Source organism: Staphylococcus lugdunensis (genome assembly GCF_001558775.1).
Taxonomy (GTDB): Bacteria; Bacillota; Bacilli; order Staphylococcales; family Staphylococcaceae; genus Staphylococcus; species Staphylococcus lugdunensis.
On record NZ_CP014022.1, the window covers coordinates 1,324,931 to 1,351,585 of the forward strand.

24 protein-coding genes and 1 riboswitch are annotated in these 26,655 nt (G+C 35.4%); of the genes, 6 read left to right on the plus strand and 18 right to left on the minus strand.

The annotated features are described in order from the left end of the window. Nucleotides 1-4 precede the first annotated feature (4 nt). Together AL499_RS06250 and AL499_RS06255 are read right to left on the minus strand one after the other, a co-directional pair. Nucleotides 5-1,150 (minus strand): bifunctional cystathionine gamma-lyase/homocysteine desulfhydrase, encoded by a 1,146-nt coding sequence (locus AL499_RS06250; protein WP_002492168.1) that lies wholly within the window; start codon nt 1,148-1,150, stop codon nt 5-7. Nucleotides 1,151-1,156: 6 nt separating this feature from the next. Further along, a complete protein-coding gene (locus AL499_RS06255) occupies nt 1,157-2,053 on the minus strand; it encodes a PLP-dependent cysteine synthase family protein (protein ID WP_002492154.1) in 897 nt (298 codons plus the stop codon). Between the two features lie 288 nt (nt 2,054-2,341). Here AL499_RS06255 and AL499_RS06260 point away from each other — a divergent pair, with 288 nt between their 5' ends. Next, nucleotides 2,342-2,872, plus strand: a complete 531-nt coding sequence (locus AL499_RS06260; protein ID WP_002492161.1) for a pentapeptide repeat-containing protein — start codon at nt 2,342-2,344, stop codon at nt 2,870-2,872. A 106-nt stretch (nt 2,873-2,978) separates the two neighbouring features. Here the strand turns inward: AL499_RS06260 and AL499_RS06265 are convergent, their stop codons facing one another. The 7 genes from AL499_RS06265 to AL499_RS06295 form a co-directional block, all read right to left on the minus strand. Beyond that, entirely contained in the window at nt 2,979-4,310 is a 1,332-nt protein-coding gene (locus AL499_RS06265) for a sodium-dependent transporter (protein WP_002479263.1), read from the minus strand. Between the two features lie 142 nt (nt 4,311-4,452). Further along, nucleotides 4,453-4,707 (minus strand): hypothetical protein, encoded by a 255-nt coding sequence (locus AL499_RS06270; protein WP_002461144.1) that lies wholly within the window; start codon nt 4,705-4,707, stop codon nt 4,453-4,455. A gap of 29 nt (nt 4,708-4,736) precedes the next feature. Further along, nucleotides 4,737-5,465, minus strand: coding sequence for an alpha/beta hydrolase (locus tag AL499_RS06275; protein WP_002492156.1), 729 nt, complete (start codon nt 5,463-5,465; stop codon nt 4,737-4,739). A 40-nt stretch (nt 5,466-5,505) separates the two neighbouring features. Next, entirely contained in the window at nt 5,506-6,174 is a 669-nt protein-coding gene (locus AL499_RS06280) for a phosphatase PAP2 family protein (protein WP_002492169.1), read from the minus strand. Nucleotides 6,175-6,356: 182 nt separating this feature from the next. Next, the gene (locus tag AL499_RS06285) at nt 6,357-6,719 is read right to left on the minus strand and encodes a Na-translocating system protein MpsC family protein (RefSeq protein ID WP_002479260.1); all 363 of its coding nucleotides are present in this window, start codon (nt 6,717-6,719) and stop codon (nt 6,357-6,359) included. 120 nt (nt 6,720-6,839) lie between these two features. Continuing rightward, nucleotides 6,840-9,410 carry a DUF2309 domain-containing protein gene (locus AL499_RS06290; protein ID WP_002492183.1) on the minus strand — a complete coding sequence of 857 codons (2,571 nt, stop codon included), beginning with the start codon at nt 9,408-9,410 and terminating at the stop codon, nt 6,840-6,842. A gap of 14 nt (nt 9,411-9,424) precedes the next feature. After that, complete coding sequence (locus tag AL499_RS06295; protein WP_002492182.1) at nt 9,425-10,924, minus strand: NADH dehydrogenase subunit 5; 1,500 nt, start codon at nt 10,922-10,924, stop codon at nt 9,425-9,427. A gap of 754 nt (nt 10,925-11,678) precedes the next feature. On the opposite strand from AL499_RS06295, the gene AL499_RS06300 reads away from it, so the two are divergent. Continuing rightward, a complete protein-coding gene (locus AL499_RS06300) occupies nt 11,679-11,921 on the plus strand; it encodes a hypothetical protein (RefSeq protein WP_002461134.1) in 243 nt (80 codons plus the stop codon). A gap of 59 nt (nt 11,922-11,980) precedes the next feature. Here AL499_RS06300 and AL499_RS06305 read toward each other — a convergent pair whose 3' ends face one another. The 8 genes from AL499_RS06305 to xpt form a co-directional block, all read right to left on the minus strand. Further along, a complete protein-coding gene (locus AL499_RS06305) occupies nt 11,981-13,174 on the minus strand; it encodes a GTP-binding protein (protein WP_002492172.1) in 1,194 nt (397 codons plus the stop codon). 95 nt (nt 13,175-13,269) lie between these two features. Then, entirely contained in the window at nt 13,270-14,088 is an 819-nt protein-coding gene (locus AL499_RS06310) for an N-acyl homoserine lactonase family protein (protein ID WP_002492184.1), read from the minus strand. A gap of 17 nt (nt 14,089-14,105) precedes the next feature. Then, entirely contained in the window at nt 14,106-14,531 is a 426-nt protein-coding gene (locus tag AL499_RS06315) for a MarR family winged helix-turn-helix transcriptional regulator (protein WP_002492186.1), read from the minus strand. Between the two features lie 105 nt (nt 14,532-14,636). Then, nucleotides 14,637-15,503, minus strand: coding sequence for a patatin-like phospholipase family protein (locus AL499_RS06320; protein ID WP_002492159.1), 867 nt, complete (start codon nt 15,501-15,503; stop codon nt 14,637-14,639). Between the two features lie 216 nt (nt 15,504-15,719). After that, nucleotides 15,720-17,261 carry a glutamine-hydrolyzing GMP synthase gene (guaA, locus tag AL499_RS06325; protein WP_002479253.1) on the minus strand — a complete coding sequence of 514 codons (1,542 nt, stop codon included), beginning with the start codon at nt 17,259-17,261 and terminating at the stop codon, nt 15,720-15,722. 128 nt (nt 17,262-17,389) lie between these two features. Continuing rightward, complete coding sequence (gene guaB / locus AL499_RS06330) at nt 17,390-18,856, minus strand: IMP dehydrogenase (RefSeq protein WP_002492164.1); 1,467 nt, start codon at nt 18,854-18,856, stop codon at nt 17,390-17,392. 36 nt (nt 18,857-18,892) lie between these two features. Next, nucleotides 18,893-20,161: a xanthine permease PbuX gene (gene pbuX / locus AL499_RS06335; protein WP_002492170.1), complete on the minus strand. Its 1,269-nt coding sequence runs from the start codon at nt 20,159-20,161 to the stop codon at nt 18,893-18,895. After that, nucleotides 20,158-20,739, minus strand: coding sequence for a xanthine phosphoribosyltransferase (gene xpt, locus AL499_RS06340; RefSeq protein ID WP_002461121.1), 582 nt, complete (start codon nt 20,737-20,739; stop codon nt 20,158-20,160). The genes pbuX and xpt overlap by 4 nt, the downstream gene beginning before the upstream one ends. A 214-nt stretch (nt 20,740-20,953) precedes the next feature. Then, a riboswitch (purine riboswitch) is annotated at nt 20,954-21,056 on the minus strand. Nucleotides 21,057-21,272: 216 nt separating this feature from the next. On the opposite strand from xpt, the gene AL499_RS06345 reads away from it, so the two are divergent. From AL499_RS06345 to AL499_RS06360, 4 genes are all read left to right on the plus strand, one after another. Next, nucleotides 21,273-21,680: a general stress protein gene (locus tag AL499_RS06345; RefSeq protein ID WP_002461120.1), complete on the plus strand. Its 408-nt coding sequence runs from the start codon at nt 21,273-21,275 to the stop codon at nt 21,678-21,680. Nucleotides 21,681-21,825: 145 nt separating this feature from the next. Next, on the plus strand, nt 21,826-22,497 hold the full coding sequence (locus AL499_RS06350; RefSeq protein WP_002492160.1) for a hypothetical protein: 672 nt from the start codon (nt 21,826-21,828) through the stop codon (nt 22,495-22,497). A gap of 116 nt (nt 22,498-22,613) precedes the next feature. Next, a complete protein-coding gene (locus AL499_RS06355) occupies nt 22,614-23,624 on the plus strand; it encodes a hypothetical protein (protein ID WP_002492179.1) in 1,011 nt (336 codons plus the stop codon). A 619-nt stretch (nt 23,625-24,243) separates the two neighbouring features. Then, complete coding sequence (locus AL499_RS06360; RefSeq protein ID WP_002492171.1) at nt 24,244-25,632, plus strand: L-cystine transporter; 1,389 nt, start codon at nt 24,244-24,246, stop codon at nt 25,630-25,632. A 183-nt stretch (nt 25,633-25,815) separates the two neighbouring features. On the opposite strand, the gene AL499_RS06365 is transcribed toward AL499_RS06360, so the two are convergent. Then, a complete protein-coding gene (locus AL499_RS06365) occupies nt 25,816-26,571 on the minus strand; it encodes an NADPH-dependent oxidoreductase (protein WP_002492181.1) in 756 nt (251 codons plus the stop codon). Nucleotides 26,572-26,655 lie beyond the last annotated feature (84 nt).

Consider the following 26,655-nt stretch of genomic DNA (forward strand, 5'->3'; position numbering starts at 1 on the left):
AACTTTATTTTATTGTATCTAACGCTTGTCTAAGATCATTCACTAAATCTTCTGTATCTTCAATACCTATCGATAAGCGAATTAAGCCATCTGTAATACCTTCTTTAGCGCGAATGTCTGCGGGAATTGATGCATGGGTCATCAGCGCTGGAACAGATATCAAACTTTCTACTGCTCCTAAACTTTCTGCTAAAGTAAAATACTGTGCCTCACGTATGACGCGTTTGGCAAGCTCCGTATCTTTCACTTCAAAGGCAACAACTCCTGTGTGTCCACTTGCTTGAGCAAGATGTACATCATGATTTAAGTGTGTCTTGATACTTGGGTGAAAGACTTGTTGAACAGCTGGATGCTGTTGTAACATCTCTATGATGCTTGTCACATTACGATTAATTTGTTCCATACGTAATCCAAGTGTCTTAACTCCTCTTACTAATAGATAACTATCTTGAGGTCCAAGAACACCTCCTGTTGAATTGGAAATAAAGCCAATTCGTTCTCCTAGCTCGTCGTTTGCTGTGACAACTAAACCTGCAACTACGTCACTGTGACCACCAATATATTTCGTTGCTGAATGAAGTACAATATCAATACCAAAATCAAGCGGATTTTGATAATACGGCGTCATAAATGTATTATCGACAACTGAAATTAACTGATGCTGTTTAGCAATTTCGGCTGTTTTTTTAATATCTGTAACACGTAATAATGGATTGGATGGTGTTTCAATATATAACATTCTTGTTTGTGGTTTAATAAATTGTTCTACATTCTCAATATATGATGTATCAACAAAATCAACTTCAATACCATAACGTGTAAAAACTTTAGTTAAAGCACGATATGTACCACCATAAACATCAGAATTTAAAATAATGTGGTCTCCTTTATCTAGTAACATCATAACGGCACTCACCGCTGCCATGCCCGAACCAAAGGCAAATCCATGCTTACCATGTTCTAAATCAGCAATAACACTTTCAATAGCCCCACGTGTAGGATTTGCTGTTCGTGAATATTCATAGCCTTGTCTTAAATCACCAACATCATCTTGTAAATAAGTACTTGTTTGATAAATAGGGGTCGTTACTGCACCTGTATAAGTGTCTGTAGTATGTCCACCATGAACCATTTGCGTTTTTTTATTCATCTTTAATCATACTCCTTTATAATTGAAAATTTGTTTTGACATATAGCGATCACTACCGTCGGGAAAAATAGTTACAATAACACCTTTATCGAGTTGTTGTTTTATTTCCAAAGCACCCTGTAGCGCTGCTCCTGAAGAACTTCCCACAAGTAAGCCTTCACGTTGTGCTAATTGTCTGACATTGTTAAAACCATCAACATCACTTACCGTAATAATGTCATCAACGAGGTTCCGTTCGAGAAATACAGGCCACTTTTCAGAGCCTATCCCTTCAATATCATGTGGGTGGCTCTCCCCTCCATTAAGTATTGAACCTTCTGGCTCTACTAAAATATTTTTCACATTCAAAGGTTTAAGATGCGAAGCCACACCAGTAAATGTCCCTCCTGAACCTATGCCAGCCACAAAATAATCAATTTGTGGTAATGAATGAGTAATTTCTTGACCCAAGGTATTTTTATATGCAGCAGGGTTGTCTTGCGATTCAAATTGGTTCATATATACTGCCCCTGTAGCTGCAGCATATTGCCGCGCTTGATATTGTGCACCAAGCATGCCTTCAGCTTTAGGTGTACGTGAAATATCAGCACCTAGCGCGCGCATAATAGTAATCTTTTCTTCTGAAAAACCATCTGGTGCAAATATTTTACAATTTATATTAAACCTGTTAGCAGCGATGGCTAACCCAATGCCTGTATTACCAGCAGTAGCTTCAACAATCGCATCCCCAAGATTTAGACGTCCTTCATGCAAAGCCGTCTCAATCAAATACTTGCCTAAACGGTCCTTCACACTACCACCCGGATTAAATTGTTCTAACTTTGCATATATCTGGACATTGTTATCACTATAACTTTCGAGTAAAACAAGTGGCGTATGTCCTATTAAATCATAAGCGATCATATTAATTGTGAGTATGACAAACACTGCGTACGTAGTGTCTATAGCCACCGTGCATCGTCAACTCATTGAACCTTCTTTCTTGAAAAATTAAATCTTACTTAATAACTAAGGATTTTACGCTATAACTTCTTTTTTTGCAATCTCTATGTTTATTGCATGTAGCACAATGCCTGGCTCACAATATGACTGTTCTTGAATTGTCTTTGCATGTTAGGATAAATATGTAAAAGGACAAATTAAAACAATTGGCAAACCACACTTACAAAACATATCGGGAGATGATGACATATGCCATCGAAACAGAACTTATCGCTTTCTGTTTTTACAAATGAGCAATTTAAAAAATTAAAGTACAGCACAACAACATTTAGGAATTGCATGTTTGATGCGCTAGAAGTAAATAAAAGTCGCTTTAAAAAATGTGATTTTTCAGAAGGTATTTTTAAAAATATAAAAGCTATAAGTAATAGTAAATTCATCTATTGTGATTTCACTCAAAGTATTTTTGATGATGTTCATTTTTATAATACGTTATTTAAATATGTTGAATTTACTACCACAACGTTTGAGCGCAGTCACTTTAATAATATAGAATTTCAGTATTGTAATTTCAATCATCATTACCTACACGATGTGGCACTACAAAATGTCGTATATGACAAGGTGTACTTTGAAAACATAACACTAGATTTATGCCAACTTGATAATGTAACGTTCAATCAGTGTACATTCAAAAATGTAACGATTAATCAGTCAAGTTTGCCCGATAAACTTAAAGTACAATTACAGCACGATGGTGTTCATTTTAAAGATAATTAATAAGTAAATAAGAGCACTTACCCATAACTTGGCTAAGCGCTCTTATTTTAAATCTAGATTTATATAATTTATAAAGCATATGCTGTTCGCGTATCATTGTTCGTCTTTAAAATAACTGCACTAAAAACACGAGTATAATAACAAGTGGCATCACGTATTTAATAAGATAATACCATGGTATAAAAAGTTTAAATTTATCTTTACCAAAATTTTCTTTTAATAATTTTTTATCTAATAGTTGACCAACAACAAGTGTTGTACCTAACGCGCCTAAAGGCATTAGTATATTAGACACTAAAAAGTCCATATTATCAAAAATTGTACCAGCTAAAAATTTAAAATTGTTTAACGTACTAAAGGATAATGTTGCAGGAATACTGATGATAAACACTAATGCACTAGCAATCATCGCTACAACTTTACGTTTCGAGTTATCATTTTTAGTAAAATTAGACACATTTAGTTCTAGTAACGATATAGATGACGTAAGTGCTGCAAATAAAAACAGAATGAGGAATATAAAGTAAAACGCAATTCCAAAATGCATTTTACTAAATACAAGTGGCAACACCTTAAATAATAGTCCTGGTCCTTCTTGAGGATGGTAACCAAACGTATGCAATGCTGGAAAGATTGCTAAACCAGCCATGACTGAAATCATGATGTTCATAACAACGATAGAAAGTGCCGATGATTTAATGGTCATAGCTTTAGGTGCGTAACTTGCATAGGTAATCATGCCCGTCGTTCCCAAAGACAATGTGAAAAAGGATTGGCCTAGCGCAAAGAGTACACCTTGCATAGAAATATCTTGTATGCGAGGTTGCAAAATATACTGCACACCCTCTAACGCACCGTCTAAAGTTAATGATTTTATTACAATAATTAGTAGAAATATAAATAATAATGGCATCATGATTTTAGAAGCTTTTTCCAGACCACCTTCAACGCCTAACATCACGATGACCATTGTTAATGCGATAAAGATGCCTTGTCCAACTACAGTAATCCAAGGGTTACTTATCATGCCCTCAAAGCTAATCTGAGTTAAGGAGTTATGTTCAAGTGACAGCATTTGTAATATAACATGTCCTATATATATAATAATCCAGCCTCCAATAACACTATAGAAGCCAAATAGCACAAACACTGCTAAATTTCCGTTCCAACCAATCAAATTCAACCATTTTTTCCCTGTCAATTTACTGTATATTTGGGTCGTATAAGTACGTCCCATTTTACCAACAGTAAATTCCATAATAAGCAGAGGTAATCCCACAAATATAGTGAACAGTAAAAATAATGATAAAAACGCGCCACCACCATATATTCCTGCCATATAAGGAAATTTCCACATTGCGCCTAGTCCAATAGCTGATCCAGCACTGGCTAAAATAAAACCAGTTGAGGTTTTCCATTGTGACTCCTTACTCATCATAACAACTCCTTTAGTACGTTAAAGCGTTTATGTGCTTAAGTACTACTGTAACATGTGTAGTCAATACGTGCAATATACATATAAAAATAAAAAAATAGTGCAGTGACTTTGTCGTATTCACAAAGCCTGCACTACTGGTAAGTTATTCATAATCTTCGAAACCATATGCAATAGTCTGTCCATCTGTAACTTCCGTTATCTCTAAGCTTTCTATATGATCCACATTAATATAATGTACACTGTTACCTGTGTTTAAGTATAAATATGCAAGTTCGTCAAATTCATCTATCAAACGTTGATGACACGTTTCTTTATCTTTCCCATAATCAAAACTTTTAAATTCTTTAAATGTTTGTCCTGAAGTCGTCGTATAAATTAATAAAAATGTACGTTTCATTTTATTCTATCTCCTTTGTATTTTTTATCTCAAGATTGAAAAAATGTCACTATATCGTTGATTACATCTTCACTCCCTTCACCATAAGTCATTAAGTGTTTACTTAACCGGTATGCAGTTAATGACTTATTTGTTTGTGTCATATGCTCAGCAATATATTGTGCGCTTTCTTGATAAGAAGCGTCATCTTGTTCACCACATAGAACCATTGCCTCTGCATTGATATGTGCTAAATCATGCATGATATCTGTTATAAAAAGTCTAAATGCGGTTAATTGTGAATGATATTGTTTAATTGTGTTTAATTGCTTTTGTGCTTCACTATCAGACAGGTGTTGTAATTCATTCATACGCTGTCCATAACGTTCCATACGCCACGCAATACCTGTTTCTGCTTTTTGATGGGGAGCTGACATAACAGCAATCTTAGCCACAGGATACGTTTCAGCTATCTTAAGTGTCAATAATCCACCTAAAGAAACGCCTGTAACATATATTTGTTTGTAGCCTTGTTGTTGTAAAAACTTGTATCCATTTTGTGCATCATGCCACCAATCATTAATATCAAACGCTATTAATTCAGTAAGCGGTAATCCATGCCCTCGATAATTTGGTGCGTAACAAGTAAAACCTTGTTTATGCAATGCTTGCGCTAATGGTTTCACATCTCTAATCGTGCCGGTAAATGAATGTAATAATAAGATAGCTTCTTCACGATGTCCTTCTAAATATATCGGTCTTGGCGAAGTTAATTTCATACTTCTATCCTCCATTGATAACCCATCGTTCTTTACGACGTTATTGTTTATTTCTTATGTAAAACAGTGGATATATAGCTAAGAAAAGCATCATCCAAATGACTGCAAGTGCTACACCGCCTAGTACATCTCCCACATAATGCGCATGAAAATATAAGCGACAACTTAAAATACCTATCCAGAATAATAATGCCAGTGATATTATCGTCCATTTCGCATATAAGCGCGTTACATAGGATACCGTCATAATTATAATAACAATACATATCAATGTACTTGCATTTGAGTGACCACTTGGATATGAGAAGCCATGGTCTTGAGGCAGATGATTGTATGGTCGTGATCGTGCAACAACTTGTTTAATTAAGAAGTTCATCCAACTACCTGTAAAAACAGCAATCAGTGACCATAATGCTGTACGTTTAGATTTGACAGCAATCACTACCGATAATAGAACCATCAATAACATCACACTTGATACTTCACCAATTGTTGCACAGAACGTCATAATAGTGTTGAACCATGAACCTTCAAAACCGCGCTCTGGCGTGCCAAAATAATCAGTCATTAGCTGCAATGATGCCACATCAATATGTTGTATAAATGATGTGCGATGCATTACACCTACAGTTAATAATGTAAAAATAAGTACGCTTATCACAAAGATAGGTATGAGCCATTTAGACGTATAAAATTGTTTATTTATCATATATTTTATAAATCCTCTTTCTCTATGATTAAAATTGCGTGCACTGTGCTATACTTCAAATAACATTGTTCGTGACTAACCCAATCTCGCATCAAGTATGACGTACTATCCACACAATGTTAAATATTGAAAATTACACTGTCGTACAGCAAGTGCCTGAAGTAACAGTGAGACACCTCAAATTATAATCGTTTCTCCAAATTCTCTGTTAATTTAAATATAATTACTCTTTCTCCTGTTTTTGTACTTAAATCTGAGTGAAAACTTTTAACAGAAACACCCGTAATGTGATCAATAATATTCATTAAATCATCTTGCCCAGATTCAACTAACTCGGATCGCGTTCTCTTTATGTTAAGGCGTCCTTCGTTTGTTTCACATACCCTATACTCTGCTGGAGTCAGCACACCTTGTAAATTGACAATGACCATATCTCTTAAAATGTCAGTTTTAACCGATAGTGAGCCTCGACCTAAAAAATCTTTTTCCCATTGCGTAATAGCTGTGCTAATATCCGCTTCATAGCTACCTTTAGTCTTAGTCATTTCTATCATATTCTCCTAATATTAGATTATATTAAGTTTAACATTTTTTAGCCTAATTCCGAAGATATAAAAGGTACAACCCTGACATATTATTTCGAAACAGTGGGTTGTACCTTAGTATTACCAATCTTTAATATCTCCGTTTTCATCTATGCTAGCTAATCTTAGCCATTGATGCGCCACCTTTTGAGCAAAATGTTTATTTGTAGTTAAAAGTCTTTCTATATATTTATCAGGTGCCTGAATCATAATTAAAATACGAATAGGTGCATGATAGGTTTCATTGTCTCCAGCCATCACAGATTGCCAAGGTAAGCCTGAAAGCAAATCACTAGAATTCCCTTGCATAACACCTACGCCAGATGTTACAGATTGCGTCGTTTTATTACCACTACCATAAAAATGTGGTGCAACGGTCGATGCATAATATTGTAAATTAATCCATTGTGCTACAAGTGCTGGACCTGAAATAATGGTATCTAGTAATTGTCCATCTTCGTCTTTACGCCAATCATAGTTATGTAGAAATGCACGTCCTTCTAAATTACATTGAGCCGTTAACTCACGCTGTCCGATAATAAACGATGCATTGCGTGCCAAGCCCCACTCTGGACGTATTTCACTCCAGTCAGAAGCATAACGTTGCGCCTCTCTCCGCGGATGACGTTCATTGTCTTTAGGATTAACACTAGGTAATTGTGACAAACGTTCTAAATTGGCATGGTAGCTAATCTCTGGCATAGCTTGATTTAGCGTATTAAATGCTTTCTGTGCCGCTTCAGTAAGTTGAGGGACATACAGCCATTCAAGTGTATCAATTGACGTTTGATGTTCTGCCGCAACAAACACAGTATCTTCTGGGATTGAAATACCTTCCGCTTCTAATCCCAGGCGTACATCTGAAAGATTACACATCATTGCGAGTAGTTTCGCATTAAATCCACTCGCCGCACCACCACAAGCACCACACTCTAAAGATGCATGATATGGATTATTATTAGAACGACTTGCATGTCCCCCTAAGACAACTAATGGTGCAAAGTCAGTTGTTAAGTCCATCAACTGTAATGCATTTTTTGTAAAAGCAATTTGTTCTGCTTTTGTAAATCCTACGGGTAACTGGGAATAAATTTGTGCTTCTCTATCAATCGTTAAATGTGTCTCCGGTTTTTTCAACCATTTGTGCTGCCATAATTTTACAAGATAGGCTGTTGTTTTAGGAAATAACGTACTTGCTACAGTATTCAAACTAAGAAATGGTCCACTGAGCTCAGGTAAAAGTAAACTCGGTAAGACATTGTGTTTCATTAATTTAAATGTGTAAAACAATGAAGTTACTGAATGTTGTTGCTGATTATAGATATCTAACGCTTCACGATTTGCGTATTCTCTAATTGCATATGCTGGTGGCACCATAACTGGCAATGAATTATGCGCAAATTGTTCGTCTAACGCTTCTTTTCTTATTGGCAACCCAAAGAAACCCGCGATGCCTATTGTTTTAAATGGCCCCGCATGCTCAATATGCCGTCTAAATGGCTCAGAACGCACGTCAATGCAAAAAGCTAATTGAACTAGCGTATCTTTATTTACAGGTGGTTTTGCTTCAGATAATGCCTCGACCAATTCCCGCTTATGTGTCTCTTCCCAAGCTTCTAACCATATTTTTTTAAAATATAATGGATTAAAGCGCTTAGCAAAGCGCAGATGTTCAATTTGGTCATCAATTGATAATGAGAGCCATGTATCAATCGTCATATTGCCATAATAAAGCCATTTACTAACTAATTCTTTCACTCTTCTTTCAACATTTAAGACTGCCGGACGGCTCATTTTTTCAGTATCTAATAAAATACATTCCATCGTTAAACGAATAGCTAAGTATTGCGTTAGTATATCTTTATCATTGTCATTTTGTTGCGCTCGATAATACAATATTCCAGCCCATCCAGGCAGCGATAACAAGTGCCCTGTTAAATAGCTTTCTTTTTCATCTTCTGCAATATCTAAATGATTTAAAGAAATATTCAAGGCTTCTTTATAATTTTCTGGTAAAGTCTTAATCATTTTTCTTTGCGTCTTACTTAACATTGGATCATGTTGCGCAAGATGTAACCATGCTGCATAGAAACCATGCTCTCTTTTAGGCATCGTCCAGCTCGATTGAAACTGATCTATATACAGCTTTGTCCATTTAATAATATGCGTATTTAATTCATCCATTAGTGACTCACCTTTAGCATTATAGGCATTTGCACTTTTCGAGCGCGCATATTTAAATGCTTCATCTTCAAATACCACTTTTAGTTTTGCTACCTCTAACATAAAGTAGCCTTCCTTAGTGATTAAATCCTCTGGTATGGGCATAATTTGAAGTGCATTATTACAATAACTATCAATATGTGTTTGCGGAATCGTCGTAGCGTAATTATTTAAATCTTGTTTCAACGCCTGTTGAACAATAGACACATCAATTTCACCTTTTTCCGCAGCTGCCATGACTGCCGAACGACTAGGATATAAATCTATATCACGCACATGCTTGAACCATTGCACAACTTCATCAAAGGTACGATGCTCCATAGCTTCCCATGGGTTTCTGGCCGCAAAGATAGAAATAGGTGATAATGGCGTAATCACTTTGCAAGCTGCCTGTACAATATCTTCTATGTCCCGATATGATGTAGTCATTACATTTCACCTCTTTATAAGTATTTTTGTAAATAATTAGGATGACTTTCTACTGATTTAAATTTAGCTTCTCCAATTTTCACTAACCACAAGTACACAATAGCAAACGCTGTCGAATCACGTCGGCGAGCTACCCATATACTCAGTATGCTGCCAAACACTAGCATTGCGATACTGATGACAACACTGATCATAGGTGGATGTGTAACATGTATAGAAATTGCACTTAAAATATTGATAAAAAACGCATGCGTCACATAATAAACTGCTGCCACAAAGATTAATACCACGATGCCCAATAGTCTACCAATAATCCCTCTATTTAAAGCGATCAATTGATTCCAAGAAACTGAGATAGACCATGCCAAAATAAATGCACTAATTAAGTTATACGCACTATGATCATTAATCATCCAAAATAATATTGCCAATAATAACGCTAATCCCCTGCCAGTTAAAGTCCAACCATAAGAACGCTGAACATTAGGAGGCGTTGGGATATTAAACCGTTTAACAATTGAACCAGATTGTAAAAATAACGTTGCTTTAAATACACCATGGAGAATCAAATGTATAATTGCTGCCGAATAAACACCTAAGGCACATTGAACGAGCATAAATCCCATTTGGCTCATCGTTGAACCTACAAGCTGTCGCTTATAATCTACATGTACCAGACTAATCCCAGAACCAATCAACACTGATAAGCTTGAGATTATCAATAAAATAGTCAAAGCAATTGGATGATCAAACACTGGAGAAAAACGTGTTAAAATAATTCCACCAGCATTTACAATTCCAGCATGCATGATTGCTGAAACAGGCGTCGGTGCAACGACAGATTCAATTAACCAACTTTGAAATGGATATTGTGCAGCCGGAATAATGACTGACAGCACAAGCAATAAATTCATCAAGAAATACAATGCTCCGTTCATCGTTGTTTCCTTGGATATATTAGGATAAATTCGCCACTCTCCTGTCCCTATGTATAAAACAACTACTGCTAATACTAATGCTAACCAACCTAATAAAAAAGCACGCGCAGATACTTTCGCTGCTTCAGCTGGTACTTTCCAAGTACGATTTAGTCGAATCAGCTGCGTCAGTGCAAATAAAGTTAAGCCCCAACAAAAGACCATTAGGCGTAAATCATCACTTAACCATGCGATAGATGCAAATACTGTCGTACAAGTAAACCATGGGAAATATTTTTTATAATTATGATCACCTAACAGATAGCGCATAGAAAATTTTTGAATTATAAAGCCAAGCGTTAAGATAAAGCTAACTAGCAACCATGCCAGTTTATCAACCGCAAACAGACTAATGACTTGGCGTTGTTGTGTTGTCACAAGTCCAATGATGGCAACAACAATAGGCAATGTTAAGCATAAAAGATGCAGTTTAATATATTTAATAGGACAAGACGGTAAAATATAGACGATGCCACTTAACATTGCAATGGACAAAGTAATAAAAAATAAAATAAGTAAAAATTGCTCACTCAGCATAACTGTTCCTCCAATTGACAATATTGCTATGTCGAATAACGATCTAAACAAAAAAGCCTACAATAGCATGACTACTCTCATAAGTTTGAAGAGGTATCAATACTACTGTAGGCTTCTTTTTCAACTTATTATGTATAAAGTAAACGCTTTACTTCTTATATAATCTTTTAAAAAGCTACCTAAGTTATCAAGTTTATCATTTGTAAAATAAGCGATCCATTTCTCCCCGTTCAATCCATATAGATACATGAATTGCCCGAGAAAGACTCAGATACTATTTTAAGCATAATAATTACAATATATTGTATAACGTAATGAATGTCAAACCCAGTCATACAATTATGAAGGCTCACCTTGAAAAGCGATTCAGCGATTACGCTAAATTAAACCATATATAATAAAACATCTACCTATAATATAGGCAGACGTAAGTGGATAAAATGAATTTGTCATTTATTTTAAGGGTAACATATTTTACTACAAAAGAATGTAGTAATTATGTGTAAACACTTTAAAATACAGTAAAATTTCCTTTTAAGAGTGTTAACACAACGATAGATATCATTTACTTATATTTTATATCATATACCAAACATTGTTATTTTTAGTCAATGAGGGTTGTTATTTTATTTATTTGCCTACATAATATTAGTTATACTTTTTAGTATATTCTGCTATACCCAGCATTGAACCACTATGGTAAAAACAACAACGAAAGGACTGTTAAAATTTGAAACAATCTCGTTTTTTTAACATGGCAACGATCATATTCACATTAATAAGTGCTTTTATCGTTTATACCACACTGTTTACAAATTTATATAATAATACCTTATTCAGTTTTTGGTATTGGCCAGGTGCAATCATTTTATTTATTACACTAGCATTAACTATTATCAGTATCTATTTTGGTAAACATACGGTCTTATATATTTTATTATTTATCTTAAATATTATAATGCTAGTCATATTTACAGCACCTATCATCTTAGCCTAAAAATCATTATGACGCGTTTGAAACACAAAATCAGTTTCAAACGCGTTATTATTTAAATATTATTGCAAATGCCATTGATACGGATCTGGTAATAGCGACCAGTCTTGGTTTATTTCGCTGCTATTAATGAGACACTGATCTAACTCTGCAGTTATTCTTTCTTGGTCTAAGTCTGTACCAATAATAACAAATTGTGTTTGTCTATCACCATACTCAGGGTCCCATTCATTTAAAACATCTGGTCGTTTTGCTAAAATTTGGCGTTGTTGCGTTTCAGACATACTAGCCACCCAATAAGTAACAGGTTCTATTTGTTGTGAAGACCCTGCTTGAGACAATAAACATGCTACCTGATTATACTGTGCCAACCATACAATCCCTTTTGCCCTAACGATATTTTGAGGCAGTTGCATCAACCATTGTTCTAATCGTTGGGCATGAAATGGCAAGCGTCTGCGATAAACAAAGGAGCCAATACCATATTCTTCAGTCTCAGGAGTATGCGCCTTATGACCACCCTCTGTTAATTCTTTAATCCAACCAGCTGAATTTCTAGCGATATCAAAATCAAATAATTTAGTATCCAGAACTTCATCTAAATTGACTTGGCCTTGTGTTGTTTTAATTATGTGTGCTTGTGGTTGCAATTGCCTTAAAATAAGTTCAAGCCTTTGTAAATCATGCTCAGCGACTAAGTCAGTTTTATTGATAATAAGCACATCACAAAATTCAACTTGATCTATTAATAAATCAGCAATCGTACGTTCATCTCCATCTCCTACTTCCTGGTCTCTATCGGCCAATAAATCTTCTGATCGAATATCATTAATAAAGCGATTTGCATCCACCATGGTCACCATAGTATCTAGTCTACATAAAGATGTTAAATCAATTCCTAAAGCTTCATCCATATAAGAAAATGTCTGAGCTACTGGCACAGGCTCAGAAATACCTGTTGACTCAATGACAATTTGATCAATGCCACCTTTAAGTACAAGTCGCTCTACTTCTTTCAACAAATCATCACGTAATGTACAACATATACATCCATTAGATAATTCAACTAACTTTTCATCCGTACGAGACAAGCCACCCCCTTGAGCAACTAATTCTCTATCAATATTGATCTCACTCATATCATTCACGATGACAGCAATGCGACGCCCCTCACGATTTTGAAGAATATAGTTCAGTAATGTTGTCTTTCCTGAACCTAAATAACCACTTAATACTGTAACTGGAATTTTTGCCATAACAACCTTCCTTTACAAATCGTAATAATTACGTTTTAAATTTTAGTAAAAGCAGGTATTTTTAGCAACCTTTTTTTGATTATTTTAAATAATGGTTACAGTAAAATACAATGCGGTTGTATGTGCCGATCATGATTAGCAATCGCTTCAATACAATGTTTATCTTTGGCCGAATCTTTAACCCATTTCAAGGATTTTATTGCTGCTTCTTTATCTACAAGTACACCAGGTAAAATCTCTTCCTTCCAAGATCTTTCTGCATAGCCCACATCTGACGCAAGTAAGACGTAATCCTGATAATCATTGGTAATCTTAGTTGCGCATAAGCCTTTACTATGCCCTGGTACCCAAATCATTTGTACAGAATTGTCTCCAAATACATCATAGGATTTGCCTTGAGGCCCTATTCCAGTATCTTCAAATTTAAATGGCCGTAAATGAACACCTATCCATTCATGTTGTAAATAATGCATTTTATCCGTTTGAATCGCATCATATTCAGGTTCACTTAACATAATCCTTTTGGCATGTTTAACTAGTCTGAGTCCATCGGCATGATCACAGTGCATATGGCTCATTAATATATAATCGATATCACTCGGCTTATATCCCAGTTGTGCTAACTGTTCATGAATCGCCTGACCCGCTGGCAAGACCGCTTTATTCACAGGATATTGAAACGATAAATTACGAATTTGCTTTGTCCTATTATCAGTATGCCAACCGGTATCTATTAAAATAAGACCTTTAGGATGCTCAATTAAATATGCGGAAACGGGTAAAGCAACCTGATGTTTCTTACTTCTAAATAATCCTGTCCATGCTAAAGGATTACGACTCACATTAGAAAAAGGTAACGCTTCATCAACTATCACTGTTCCCGTATGCAAAATATGAATTTTTATTTGTTCCATTACATAACCCTCCATCACTAACTATTTATCGTACGTTTGATTTGTTCGAGATAACCTAATATTTCAGCTACTTGTTGATCATTAATATGAAATTTATCCATTAATCCTTGGTATAATTTCATTTGTCGTGTTTCATAAAAATGTATGCCTTTTTCAGTTAAATATACTAACTTTTCACGCTTATCGTGCCCTGCTTGTTTAATCACAAAACCCATTTGTTGTAATTTACTAATTCGCTTAGAAATGGCCGTCTTAAATACACCCTGCGCTTCAGCAATTTCATTAATTGTCAGAGAACCGTGTTTATTGAGTAATTTAAACACGCCCATTTGTTCCCTAGAAATATTTATATCTTGTTCATCCAGTACTTCATTGATGGCTTTACTTAATTCAATGAATAATAAATGTGCTTGATTCAGATTTTGAAATGTACTTTGATTCATATCATCACCTCACAACGAATAGTACACCTAGGTGTACTATTATGCAAATTAATGACACTTTTAATCTTGAGATTCATGGATTAAAAGTGCATTAAGCGAAAGTTCCTAAGATTGTTCAAGAAACCGTTTCAACTCATCCGCAGTTTCTTTACCCTGATTAACAGCTGCTAAAGCGACCGCTTCACGCATCTCAGCATTTACCGTGTTATAGTTATAGTGTTCTAAAATACTTACCACATTAGCATCAGGTTTAACTAAGAAAACAGCTTTACCTTCTCGTTTCATTCGTGTAATAATATCGTTCAAACGATATGGCGTTGCTACAGGCAAATTGGTCGTTAAAATAACCACTTTATTCACACCATCTATGACATCAGGATTTTCCATAGAATATGAGCCACCATCATAATATAAATGATTATTGATAGGAATAGGTTGCCACACCCCCTGCAATGCTGAACTAGCTGCTAAAGCATCTACTAAATCAACATTTGAATATTTATTAAATACCTTTCTCTCAGATGTTTCTAATTCAGTAGCCACAACTTGTAATTGCTCATTCCATTCTAATGGCACACTCCCTAATCGTTCTCTAATCATATTACGTCGTTCTTCTAAAGAAACGAAGGGGTGTGTATTCTTTGAAATTTCACCCATGCCAGCGACCCACGACTTATCGGACAAACTCGTTTTAGCCAATTCATCAAACGTTTTAAATAAATTAGTCATTTCAGCATCAGAAATAGGAGTTATTTCATTAACTTTCTTAACAATTTGTTCCTGCCATATTGTCTCCCAGTCCAATGGAGAAGATAAAGTCGCACTTACCTGTGAACCTGCAGAAGTGCCTACAATATAATCCACTTGTCTTAAATTTAATCCAGCATCTGCCACACCTTTAAGAAAACCCAGGTGAAATGCGATACCGTAATGTCCACCACCACTTAACACCAAACTACTTTTGTCAGTCATATCAAAATATACCTCATTTCATTTGTCAGTCTTCATAGCTTATCACTACCAATTAAATAATAAAAACATTCTACCTACTATAGCTAAGCTGAAAAAATTCGAAAATAACATTAATTTTTGACACTAACGTATTTAAAACTTATTCAACACTAAAATAAAAAAGACTAGAAACCCTACAATAAAAGTTTTTCTAGCCTATCATTTAATGTTATTTCATTATTCCCATTCGATCGTACTTGGTGGCTTAGAAGTAATATCATAGACAACTCGGTTAACATGGTCTACTTCGTTTACGATACGACTTGAGATCTTTTGTAATACTTCCCAATCGATACGTGCAAAATCACTTGTCATACCATCAATTGATGTTACGGCACGGATACCAACTGTATAATCATATGTGCGATAGTCTCCCATGACACCTACAGATTGGATACCTGGTAACACTGTAAAGTATTGCCAAATATCCCTTTCAAGCCCTTCTTGACGAATGACTTCTCTTAGAATGGCATCTGATTCACGAACAATTTCTAATTTATCTTCGGTAATTTCACCTAATACACGGATACCTAAACCTGGTCCAGGAAACGGTTGTCGCCATACTAAATGTTCAGGAATACCTAGCTCAATACCTAAAGCACGTACTTCATCTTTAAATAGCGTATTGATTGGTTCAATTAATTCAAATTCCATATCTTCAGGCAATCCACCCACATTGTGATGTGACTTAATTGTTTGCGCCGTTTTTGTACCTGATTCAATGACATCGGTATAAAGTGTACCTTGAGCTAAGAAATCAACATCTGTTAACTTAGCCGCTTCATCATCAAAGACATAGACAAATTCGTTACCGATGATTTTACGTTTTTGTTCTGGATCTGAAACACCTTTTAATTTGTTCATAAAGCGCTCTTGTGCATTAACACGAATAATATTCATATCAAAGCCTTCGCCAAATTGTTCCATCACCATGTCACCTTCACCTTTTCGAAGTAATCCATGGTCCACGAAGATACATGTTAATTGATCGCCAATCGCTTTATGTAATAATACTGCGACAACAGATGAATCTACACCGCCACTCATCGCACATAACACTTTGCGGTCGCCAACACGTTTGCGAATTTTATCAATTTCAATATCGATAAAGTTCTCCATAGTCCACTCGCCAGTACAATTACATACTCGGCGCACAAAATTACGTAATAAATCGTTACCAAATTCTGTGTGACGTACTTCTGGATGGAATTGTACACCATAAATACGACGTGATTTATCTTCGATGGCAGCATAATTTGTGCTTGGGCTGTCAGCAATCACTTCAAAGCCTTCTGGTATTTCAATCACTTTATCAGAGTGGCTCATCCAAACGGTTTGTTCATCAGGTAAACCAAAGAATAATTCGTCTGATTTAGCATTAATCATTGCTTTACCATATTCTCTTTGGTTCGCACGTTCAACCTTTCCACCTAATAATTTAGTTGTTAATTGCATGCCGTAACAAATTCCTAATACAGGTATACCTAAATTATAAATTTCCGGATCAATTGTGAATGAACCTTCTTCATAAACTGAATTAGGACCACCTGATAAGATGATACCTTTCGGCTTCATACGTTTAATTTCTTCTATTGAAATTTCATGGTCATGTAATTCACTATACACACCCATTTCACGAATACGACGGGTAATCAGCTGATTGTATTGACTACCAAAGTCTAAGACAAGAATTAACTCTTGCTCTTGCGCCATTTCCATAGTTATAGTTCTCCTTTAAATTGAATTTATATAAATCATAGAGAGACGCTTTCCATGATGCCCTGAATGATTTCAGTTCTCAAAAAGCGTTCTCTCCTTGTGTTAAATAAAATGAATTAAATGTGATTTTAGAATGAGTAGTTTGGTGATTCTTTAGTAATTTGAACATTATGTGGATGGCTTTCAGCTAATCCTGCAGGTCCCATACGTGTGAATTGCGCTTCTTCACGTAATTGTTTTAAGTTTCTTGAACCTGTATAACCCATACCAGAACGCACACCGCCCATAAGTTGATAAACTGTATCTTGTAAAGGCCCTTTATACGCTGTACGTCCTTCAATACCTTCTGGCACAAATTTCTTAGGTGTCTTGTCTTCTTGGAAGTAACGGTCGTTAGACCCTCTTTCCATTGCGCCAAGTGAACCCATACCACGATATACTTTGTATTGGCGTCCTTGGAAGACTTCTGTAGCACCTGGGCTTTCTTCTGTACCTGCTAATAAGCTGCCTAACATTACTGCATGGCCACCAGCAGCTAATGCTTTGATAATGTCTCCTGAGAATTTAATACCGCCGTCAGCAATAATTGCTTTATCATGTTTGCGCGCTTCCGTAGCACAATCGTAAATCGCTGTGATTTGTGGAACACCTACGCCAGCAACTACACGTGTTGTACAAATTGAACCCGGTCCGATACCCACTTTCACAACATCTGCACCCGCTTCATATAATGCTTTAGTTGCTTCTGCTGTTGCAACATTACCAGCAATTAATGTAATGTCTGGATATGTTTTTTTAATATGTTTCACTTGTTCAATCACACCTTTAGAATGACCATGTGCTGTATCAATAACTAAAGCATCGACGCCGGCTTCAACTAATTTTTGAGCACGAATATCTGTATCTTTCGCAATTCCAATAGCAGCTGCTACAAGCAAACGTCCGTGCTCATCTTTAGCTGCATGTGGGAATTCAAGCACTTTTTCAATATCTTTAATCGTAATTAAACCTTCAAGACGTCCATTTTCAACAAGTGGTAACTTTTCAATTTTATGTTCTTGTAATATAGCTTCTGCTTCATCTAATGTTGTACCTACTGGAGCTGTGATTAAATTATCTTTAGTCATGACATCAGAAATTTTAATCGAAAAATCTTCAATGAAACGTAAGTCTCGATTTGTAATAATACCAACAAGCGTACGCACTTCTTTATTATCCACAATTGGGACACCAGAAATACGGTATTTCCCCATTAAAGCTTCTGCTTCATAAACACTTTCTTCAGGCGTTAAGAAAAATGGATTCATAATAACACCATTTTCTGAGCGCTTAACTTTTTGAACTTCGTCAGCTTGTTCTTCGACACCCATATTCTTATGAATCACGCCTAGTCCGCCTTGTCTTGCCATTGCAATCGCCATTTTTGATTCAGTTACTGTATCCATACCTGCTGAAATAACTGGAATATTAAGTTTTAATTTATCTGATAATGCTACGCTCAAATCTACCTCATTTGGTAAAATATCTGATTCAGCTGGAATAAGTAATACATCGTCAAATGTTAATGATTCTTTAGCAAATTTGTTTTCCCACATTTAAATACAGCCTCCATTTTTTTATAGTTGATTCTATTATTTCACATTTTCTTCGCTTTGTTTATAGTTAATTCCATTAAAAAAGAAATTTAAAATGATAGCGGAAATTGCACCTAAGACAATCCCATTTTGAGTTAGCCATGCAAATTGTTCGCCTAAACCTTTAAAAGCTTGTGGTACTGCACTAATCCCTGTACCTAGACCAACTGATACTGCAATAATTAATAAGTTATTTTGATGTTTAAAATCAATATGACCTAAAATACTCACACCATAAGCCATGACCATTCCAAACATCGCAATCATTGCGCCACCTAGAACTGGCAATGGGATGATATTAGCTAAAGCACCTAGTTTAGGTAAGCATCCGCAAATTAATAATAGTACTACCATACCGTAAATAACTTTATTCTTTTTCGCACCAGATAAGGACACAAGACCCACATTTTGAGAATAAGCCGTATAAGGAAAGGCATTAAAAATGGAACCTAAGACAATCGCAAGACCTTCCGCAGTGTAACCTTTGCGAAAATCATTACGTTCAAGTTGTTTGCCTGTAATCTCACTTAATGCATGATAAACACCTGTAGATTCAATTAAGCTGACCATCGCCACTATAAAGAATACGAGGGTTGCACCAAAATCAAAACCAAAGCCTGCAAATCGCATTGGTCTCGGAATACCAAACCAGTGTGCTGCTCCAACTTGGTGAATATCAACAACACCTAAGAAACTAGCCAATACGGTACCAACAATAAGACCAATTAAAATCGCAATGGATTTAAAGAAACCTGTTGTAAAACGTTGAATAATTAAAATCACGACGAGCGTAACGGCACCTAAAATTAAATTTTTAGGATCTCCATAATTTTTGGCACCTTCTCCACCAGCAAGGTAATTCATTGCTACAGGCATAAGATTAATCCCAATAATCGTTACTACACTACCTGTCACAACTGGTGGAAAGAATTTGACTAAATATGAGAAAAATGGTGCGATCAGTATCACTAGTATACCTGATAAAAAGAGCGAACCATAAAGAACGTCTAAACCTTTTGTTTGGCCAATCAGAATCATAGGTGCTACGGCTGTGAATGTACATCCTAATACGATAGGTAAACCAGTACCTGTTACTTTATTGGCTTGTAAGAAGGTTGCAATACCACACATAAAGATATCAACTGTTACTAAATATGCAATTTCTTCAGGTGTGAACTTTAAGCTTGTCCCAACAATGATAGGTACAAGAATTGCGCCCGCGTACATAGCTAAGAGATGTTGCAAACTTAAGATGAAATTTTTCATTCATGGTCACCTAGTAAAGTCACTTTATTACCTTTTAAAGAAGCGACTTTACATAACGACGATACTTTTAAACCTGCATCTTCTAAACGCTGTCTTCCACTTTGGAAACTTTTTTCAACGACGATACCAATTCCGACAGTCTCTGCTTTAGCTTGATTCGCGATATCATATAATCCAAGTGAGGCATCCCCATTGGCTAAGAAATCATCGATAATAAGCACTTTATCATTTTCATCTAGAAATTCTTGTGACACAATGACTGTACTTGTTTTATTTTTAGTAAAAGAATGTATATCAGTACTAAAAAATCCATCTTTCAACGTACTCGGTTTTGCTTTTTTTGCAAATAAACATGGAACCTGGAAATGTAACGCTGCCATTATTGCCGGTGCAATGCCTGATGCCTCAATAGTTAAAATTTTTGTTACACCTTGATCTTTAAACTGCTCATAAAATGTCTGTCCTACATCATGCATTAATTGGGCATCTATTTGATGATTTAAAAACCCATCTACTTTCAAAATCTTTTCGTCAATGACGACGCCATCTTCAATAACCTTTTGTCTAAGCGATTCCACTTTCTAAAAACCTCCTCAAATTGTGTACAAAAAAATCCTCAAACCATAACCAGTTTCAGGATCTATGAGGTAACGACCAATACTTTAGATATTTATATCCAACCAATAGCAAATAGGTTTAGAAATTTCACTACATGTGCACTGTGTATAGTTGAAATTGCATTGATTTCCCTATTCATTGCTTACCTATTTAAATTGAGCTGAATAAACGTCTTTGTATTATCGCTAAACTCATAGTCATGTCGTTTGTGGCAACATGGTAGAAACTTCTAAAGCCATATTCTTCAGATTATATGAGTGATATAAATTATTTAATGATAATAGCAAACTTTGACACATTTTTCAATATAAGACATGTTCTTCAGCAGCATTATATCAACTTCTTTTAATGTAAGCGCTTCAAAAATTTGCGGCTATTATTTGTCATAAGATTTGCAATAGTTATATAATTGATTTGGTAACGTTTTTATTAAAAGACTTAAGGGTATATTTTTATTAAAAGTACAGAACGAAAATATTGGAGGGCGAAATTTATGACGAACTTTACTATAGTTAATAACGATTATGAATTGTACAAAGTTTTGGAAGACAAAAAAGCAGAAGGCTATTTAGAAAATGAATTAATGGTCATCAGTAAAAGTAAATTACACCTCGACGATTTGCACAACTCACAAATTACATTGATTGCTACAAGTGGTTCATTTAGTGACCAAATGTCTAAATTATTAACTGGTGAGGATGGCGAACATGCTGTATTATCACGTTTCCATCTTAATGATGAAGAATTAGAAAAGTATAAAAGTGAAATCTTAAATAATAAAATGCTTGTTGTTGCTGAACGCGATGACTCATCTCATAAAGAAGTAGATGAACATAATTCAGCTTATGAAAATATTGATATCACTCACTATGCTAATGAATCAAAAGGTCCAAAATCATAAGTGTCCTGTGCGTAGTCCTTATGTATGAGTACTCAAATAAAGCGGGAGTAAGATTCAGACTTTAGAGGCGTTCTGTCTTACCCCGCTATTTTAATACCATCATTTTGATATGCTATAATGAGAAAAATGATTATGGGGTGAACTTATGAACGTTAAATTGATTGACAGTGTCAAAGATCCTTATTATCAACAAGCATTAACGTTATATGACAGTAAATTAGGTATAAAGCTGCAAGAAGATGCTCACATCTTTAAGCGTTCATTGGAAAATAACAAAACTGAAAATGACTATTCTTTTATAGTTGGTCTAAATGAGCATCAACAGGTTGTTAGTATGGCTACAGCACACTACGAAGCAACGACAAATTCTGCCTTTCTGATTTATTTATTAGCTCAAGATGGCCCTGAACACGACAACATTCTTGATGAAACCCTCACACATATTGAAGCTCAAATTAACTCACTTTCTAATAAAGTGCATAATAGAAACGTTAACTTTATTATGCTAGAAGTTCCTCAAACAACACCAAAAGAATTCGATGGCCAAAAGGATATTTTACATAGTAGACGCCAATTTTTATACGAGCATCAGTTTGAAAAACAGACAGACATTCGCTACTTACATCCGAATAATACTCCAGGTAATTCTGCTAGTGACGTTGACTTATTCATCAAACCTTACATTAAATTAAGTAAAGATGTATTCCCAGCAAGTGTAAAATCAAACTACATATTAAAATATGTGTTTGCAAACGGTATTTCAAGAGATATCATTTATCCTTTGCTCGTTAAAATGAATTTACGCCGTCCATTCTAACAATACTTGAAAACGATGCGCTTTAGGGTTAAACTATCATATGAGGTTAGACTGACGTTTGAGTGACCGTAGACAAACGTCGCTATACATAAAACTAAAAAGAAAGGATTTAACATATGTTAACAAAAGAATTCGCCCAACGCGTTGAACTTAGTGAAAAACAAGTGCGCAAAATCGTTCAGCATTTAGAAGAACGTGGTTATCAATTAAGTAAAACTGAGTACCGAGGTCGTGAAGCCACAGATTTTAAAGAAGACGACATTGAATTATTCCGTGACATTGCAGACAAAGTGAAGCAAACAAATAGTTATGACCTTGCATTCGAGGAACTCGAACAGGAAAAAGATTTCTTGCAAGTACTTGTTAAAGAAGACAATAGCAAGTTGCCGACTAATCAAAATATTCCACAACTTGTAGAAGTGTTACGTACAGAAATTCAAAAGATGCGTGAAGACCGCCAAATGCTTGGCCAAATGATGACTCAAGTCCATCAGCAACAGCAAGAATTAAAAGCACTACAAACACAGCTAACAACTAAAATTGATGATAATACAGCATCAATTAAAGCGATTCAAACATCACAAGAAGATTTAGCAAATGCACAAAAAGCTCAAACAGCATATACAAGAAACGAATTAGTTAACGACATTATTAAAGCTCAACCAGTAGCACCAAATAGTAATCAAGAAGATGCAGCAACTAAAGCATCATCACTAAATGAACCTGACCTTGAATCTACAAAGGATAACCAAACTGCGAAACAGAATAATACAAAAACAGTTACAGCTGACAATCAAAGTAAGGAACAAAGTCATATTGAGACACCTTCAACTGATAGTGACAATCAATCAACAAAAGCTGAAGAGCAAGGAACAACTAGCAATGTATCAATTAAGGCCGATGACTCAATAACTAAACATTCAGATTCAGAATCAGAGTCAACATCTGAAGACAAATCAAAACAATTAGATGAAGATATTGCTAATTCATCTGAAACATCAACGCAGTCAACTTCTGAACAACAAAGTCAAACAGCAAATTCCGCTTCTTCTCAATCATCTTCAGTAAAACAACCGGCACCGAAAGAAGAGAAAAAGGGCTTCTTCGCACGCTTATTCAATTTATAAATTTTTATGTAATAAATAGAAAAACATGAGACATAACACTCAATTAAGAGGGAGCGGGACAGAATTCATAATGAATTCGTAGTCCCGCCCCGGCAAGGTTGACTAGGATTGAAAAAAGCTTAGTATCCAGCGTATTTTCAATCCAGTCAACTACTGCCAATATAGAACTCAGAGCCTAAAATATAATTATGTCCCAGACTCCATTTTGTTTAGTCGTCATTATTTCATTTCTTAAGTCAATTTCACCTTAACTAAATCATGTTTCATTATATTTCATTTTGAAATAACCTCTTGTTGATATGTTCTGGTCATTTTATTCCCTGCCACTCTTGATCTTTTTAACTCACATTTCTCATTAAAAAGCACTTATATTTTAAATCGCTCAACTATTTTGATTGCACGATTGATTCAATCTGCCTCCCATATTTCACCTCTCAAATGAATGATGGCATTTGCTATTTTATCCATACTACTTATATTTACTATAATTTTGTCTGAATAGTTTTACTTCTTTTATAGATATAATTTTTATATCTTTTATATTGAATTCTGTTATTAATAGTATTATCCTTATAATATATATCAGAATTAAAACAATAAATCTTTGGGAGGATTATACATGCAACATTTTTTTACAGTTATTAACGTCTTTATTTTAGTTGCCTTTATTGTTGCATTATGGATAATGGCTAAAAAGCACGTGTCATTCCCTAAACGCGTTTTTACTGCTTTAGGTATTGGGATTGTATATGGCATCGTGTTGCACCTTAGTTATGGCGTAGACTCAAATATATTAACGCAAACTACAGATTGGTTTAGTATTGTGGGCGATGGCTATGTAGCGTTACTACAAATGATTGTAATGCCACTCATATTTATTTCTATCGTCTCAGCCTTTAGTAAAATTGAAATAGGCGATAAATTTGCCAAAATAGGTAGTTATATTTTCGCTTTTTTAATTGGTACAGTGGCAATTGCTGCGATTGTCGGTATCATTTACGCGATGCTTTTCGGTTTAGATGCATCTAGTATCGATTTGGGTAGTGCTGAACATTCTCGTGGTACAGAAATAAGCAAGCAAGCTAAAGACCTTACAGCCAATACCTTGCCACAACAAATTTTAGAACTATTACCAAGCAATCCATTCCTTGACTTTACTGGTCAAAGAACTACTTCCACGATTGCCGTAGTTATTTTTGCTACGTTCGTTGGTTTTGCATACTTACGTGTGGCTCGTAAACAACCACAAAATGGCAGCCTTTTAAAACGTGGTATTGATGCGATATATACACTGGTCATGGCTATTGTGACATTTGTTTTAAGACTTACACCATACGGTATTCTAGCCATTATGTCATCTACAATTGCTACTAGTGATTTTGCGGCAATATGGACATTAGGTAAATTTATGCTCGCATCATATGCAGCACTGATTACAATGTACATGATTCATCTAATCATTTTAGGTGGTTTGGGGCTTAACCCAATTAAATATATGAAAAAAACATTCGAAGTTATGGTCTTTGCGTTTACATCACGTTCAAGCGCAGGTGCATTGCCGCTCAATATCCAAACACAAACACAACGTCTTGGTGTCCCAGAGGGTATTGCTAACTTCTCAGCAAGCTTTGGTTTATCAATTGGTCAAAACGGCTGTGCCGGCATTTATCCAGCAATGCTTGCTATCATGGTAGCACCTGTCGCAGATGTCAAAGTAGATCTCAGCTTTATTTTAACCGTAGTTGCTGTAGTAATTATTAGCTCATTTGGTGTTGCTGGTGTAGGTGGCGGCGCAACATTTGCTTCTATCTTAGTATTATCAACATTAAACTTACCTGTAGCACTCGCTGGTGTCTTAATATCTATTGAGCCACTCATTGATATGGGACGTACCGCATTAAATGTCAATGATTCAATGCTAGCTGGTACAGGAACAGCTAAATTAACACGCCATCTCGATAAAGAAAAATTCAACTCTGAGCATTACGGTGATTTAACAACAAATTAAAGTTAAACAAAAGGGAGCGGGACAGAATTCATTATGAATTCTTAGTCCCGCCCCGGCAAGGTTGACTAGGATTGAAAAAGCTTGGTATAAGTGTATTTTTAATCCAGTCAACTACTGCCAATATAGAGTACATAACTTAAAACATAATTATGTCCCAGCTTCTTTTATTCTATATATCAATGATTATCGTTTCATAAACCCCGCTTTATTTAATTGTTCTAACATATCTAGACGTGGTTTATTACTTAAGAAAGCCTGAACTTGGTCGGACCAGGTTTCTACTCGTGCACCATTTGTGCGCTTCTTATAATAGTCACTAACTAACTGGTCATATTCTATTAATACACGTGTGATATTGTCTTTATCTGCGTTATATTTATTTTGATGGAACACACTATCATATGGTAATCGTGGTTTTGGTGTCCCCTGCTCATCATCGGCTGGTTCACCTATAGCCATACCAAATAACGGGAAGGTATACTCAGGTAAGTCTAAAATGTCTCTCACTCTACCAACATCATTGCGCAATGAGCCCAGATAAACGATGCCATAACCCATATCCTCGGCAGCGACTGCCATATTTTCAGCGACTAAAGCTACATCAATCGTACCTACCAATAATCCTTCTGCTGATTCAAATGATCCTGTCATATCATTATCTGTGCGTTCGTTAATCATTTGATGACGATAGTAATCAAGCACAAACACAAATAAATATCCATTATCGACAACGTATGGCTGTCCAGATACTTCTTTTAAATCTGTTTTAATTTGAGGATCATCAACGCCAATAATGGAATATGTTTGCAAGTAACTTGACGTTGAAGCACTTTGACCTGCTTCAACCAATTTTCTTACGACATCATCACTTAATGGTTTATCTTTAAATTGTCTCACAGAATGATGTTCTTTCATCAATTCATATGCATATTCTGACACATTATCCACTCCTTTATCGTTGCTTCATTATAACAATGATTTGTTAAATTGTATGTTTACTCGCTTCATACCCATTTAGTCATA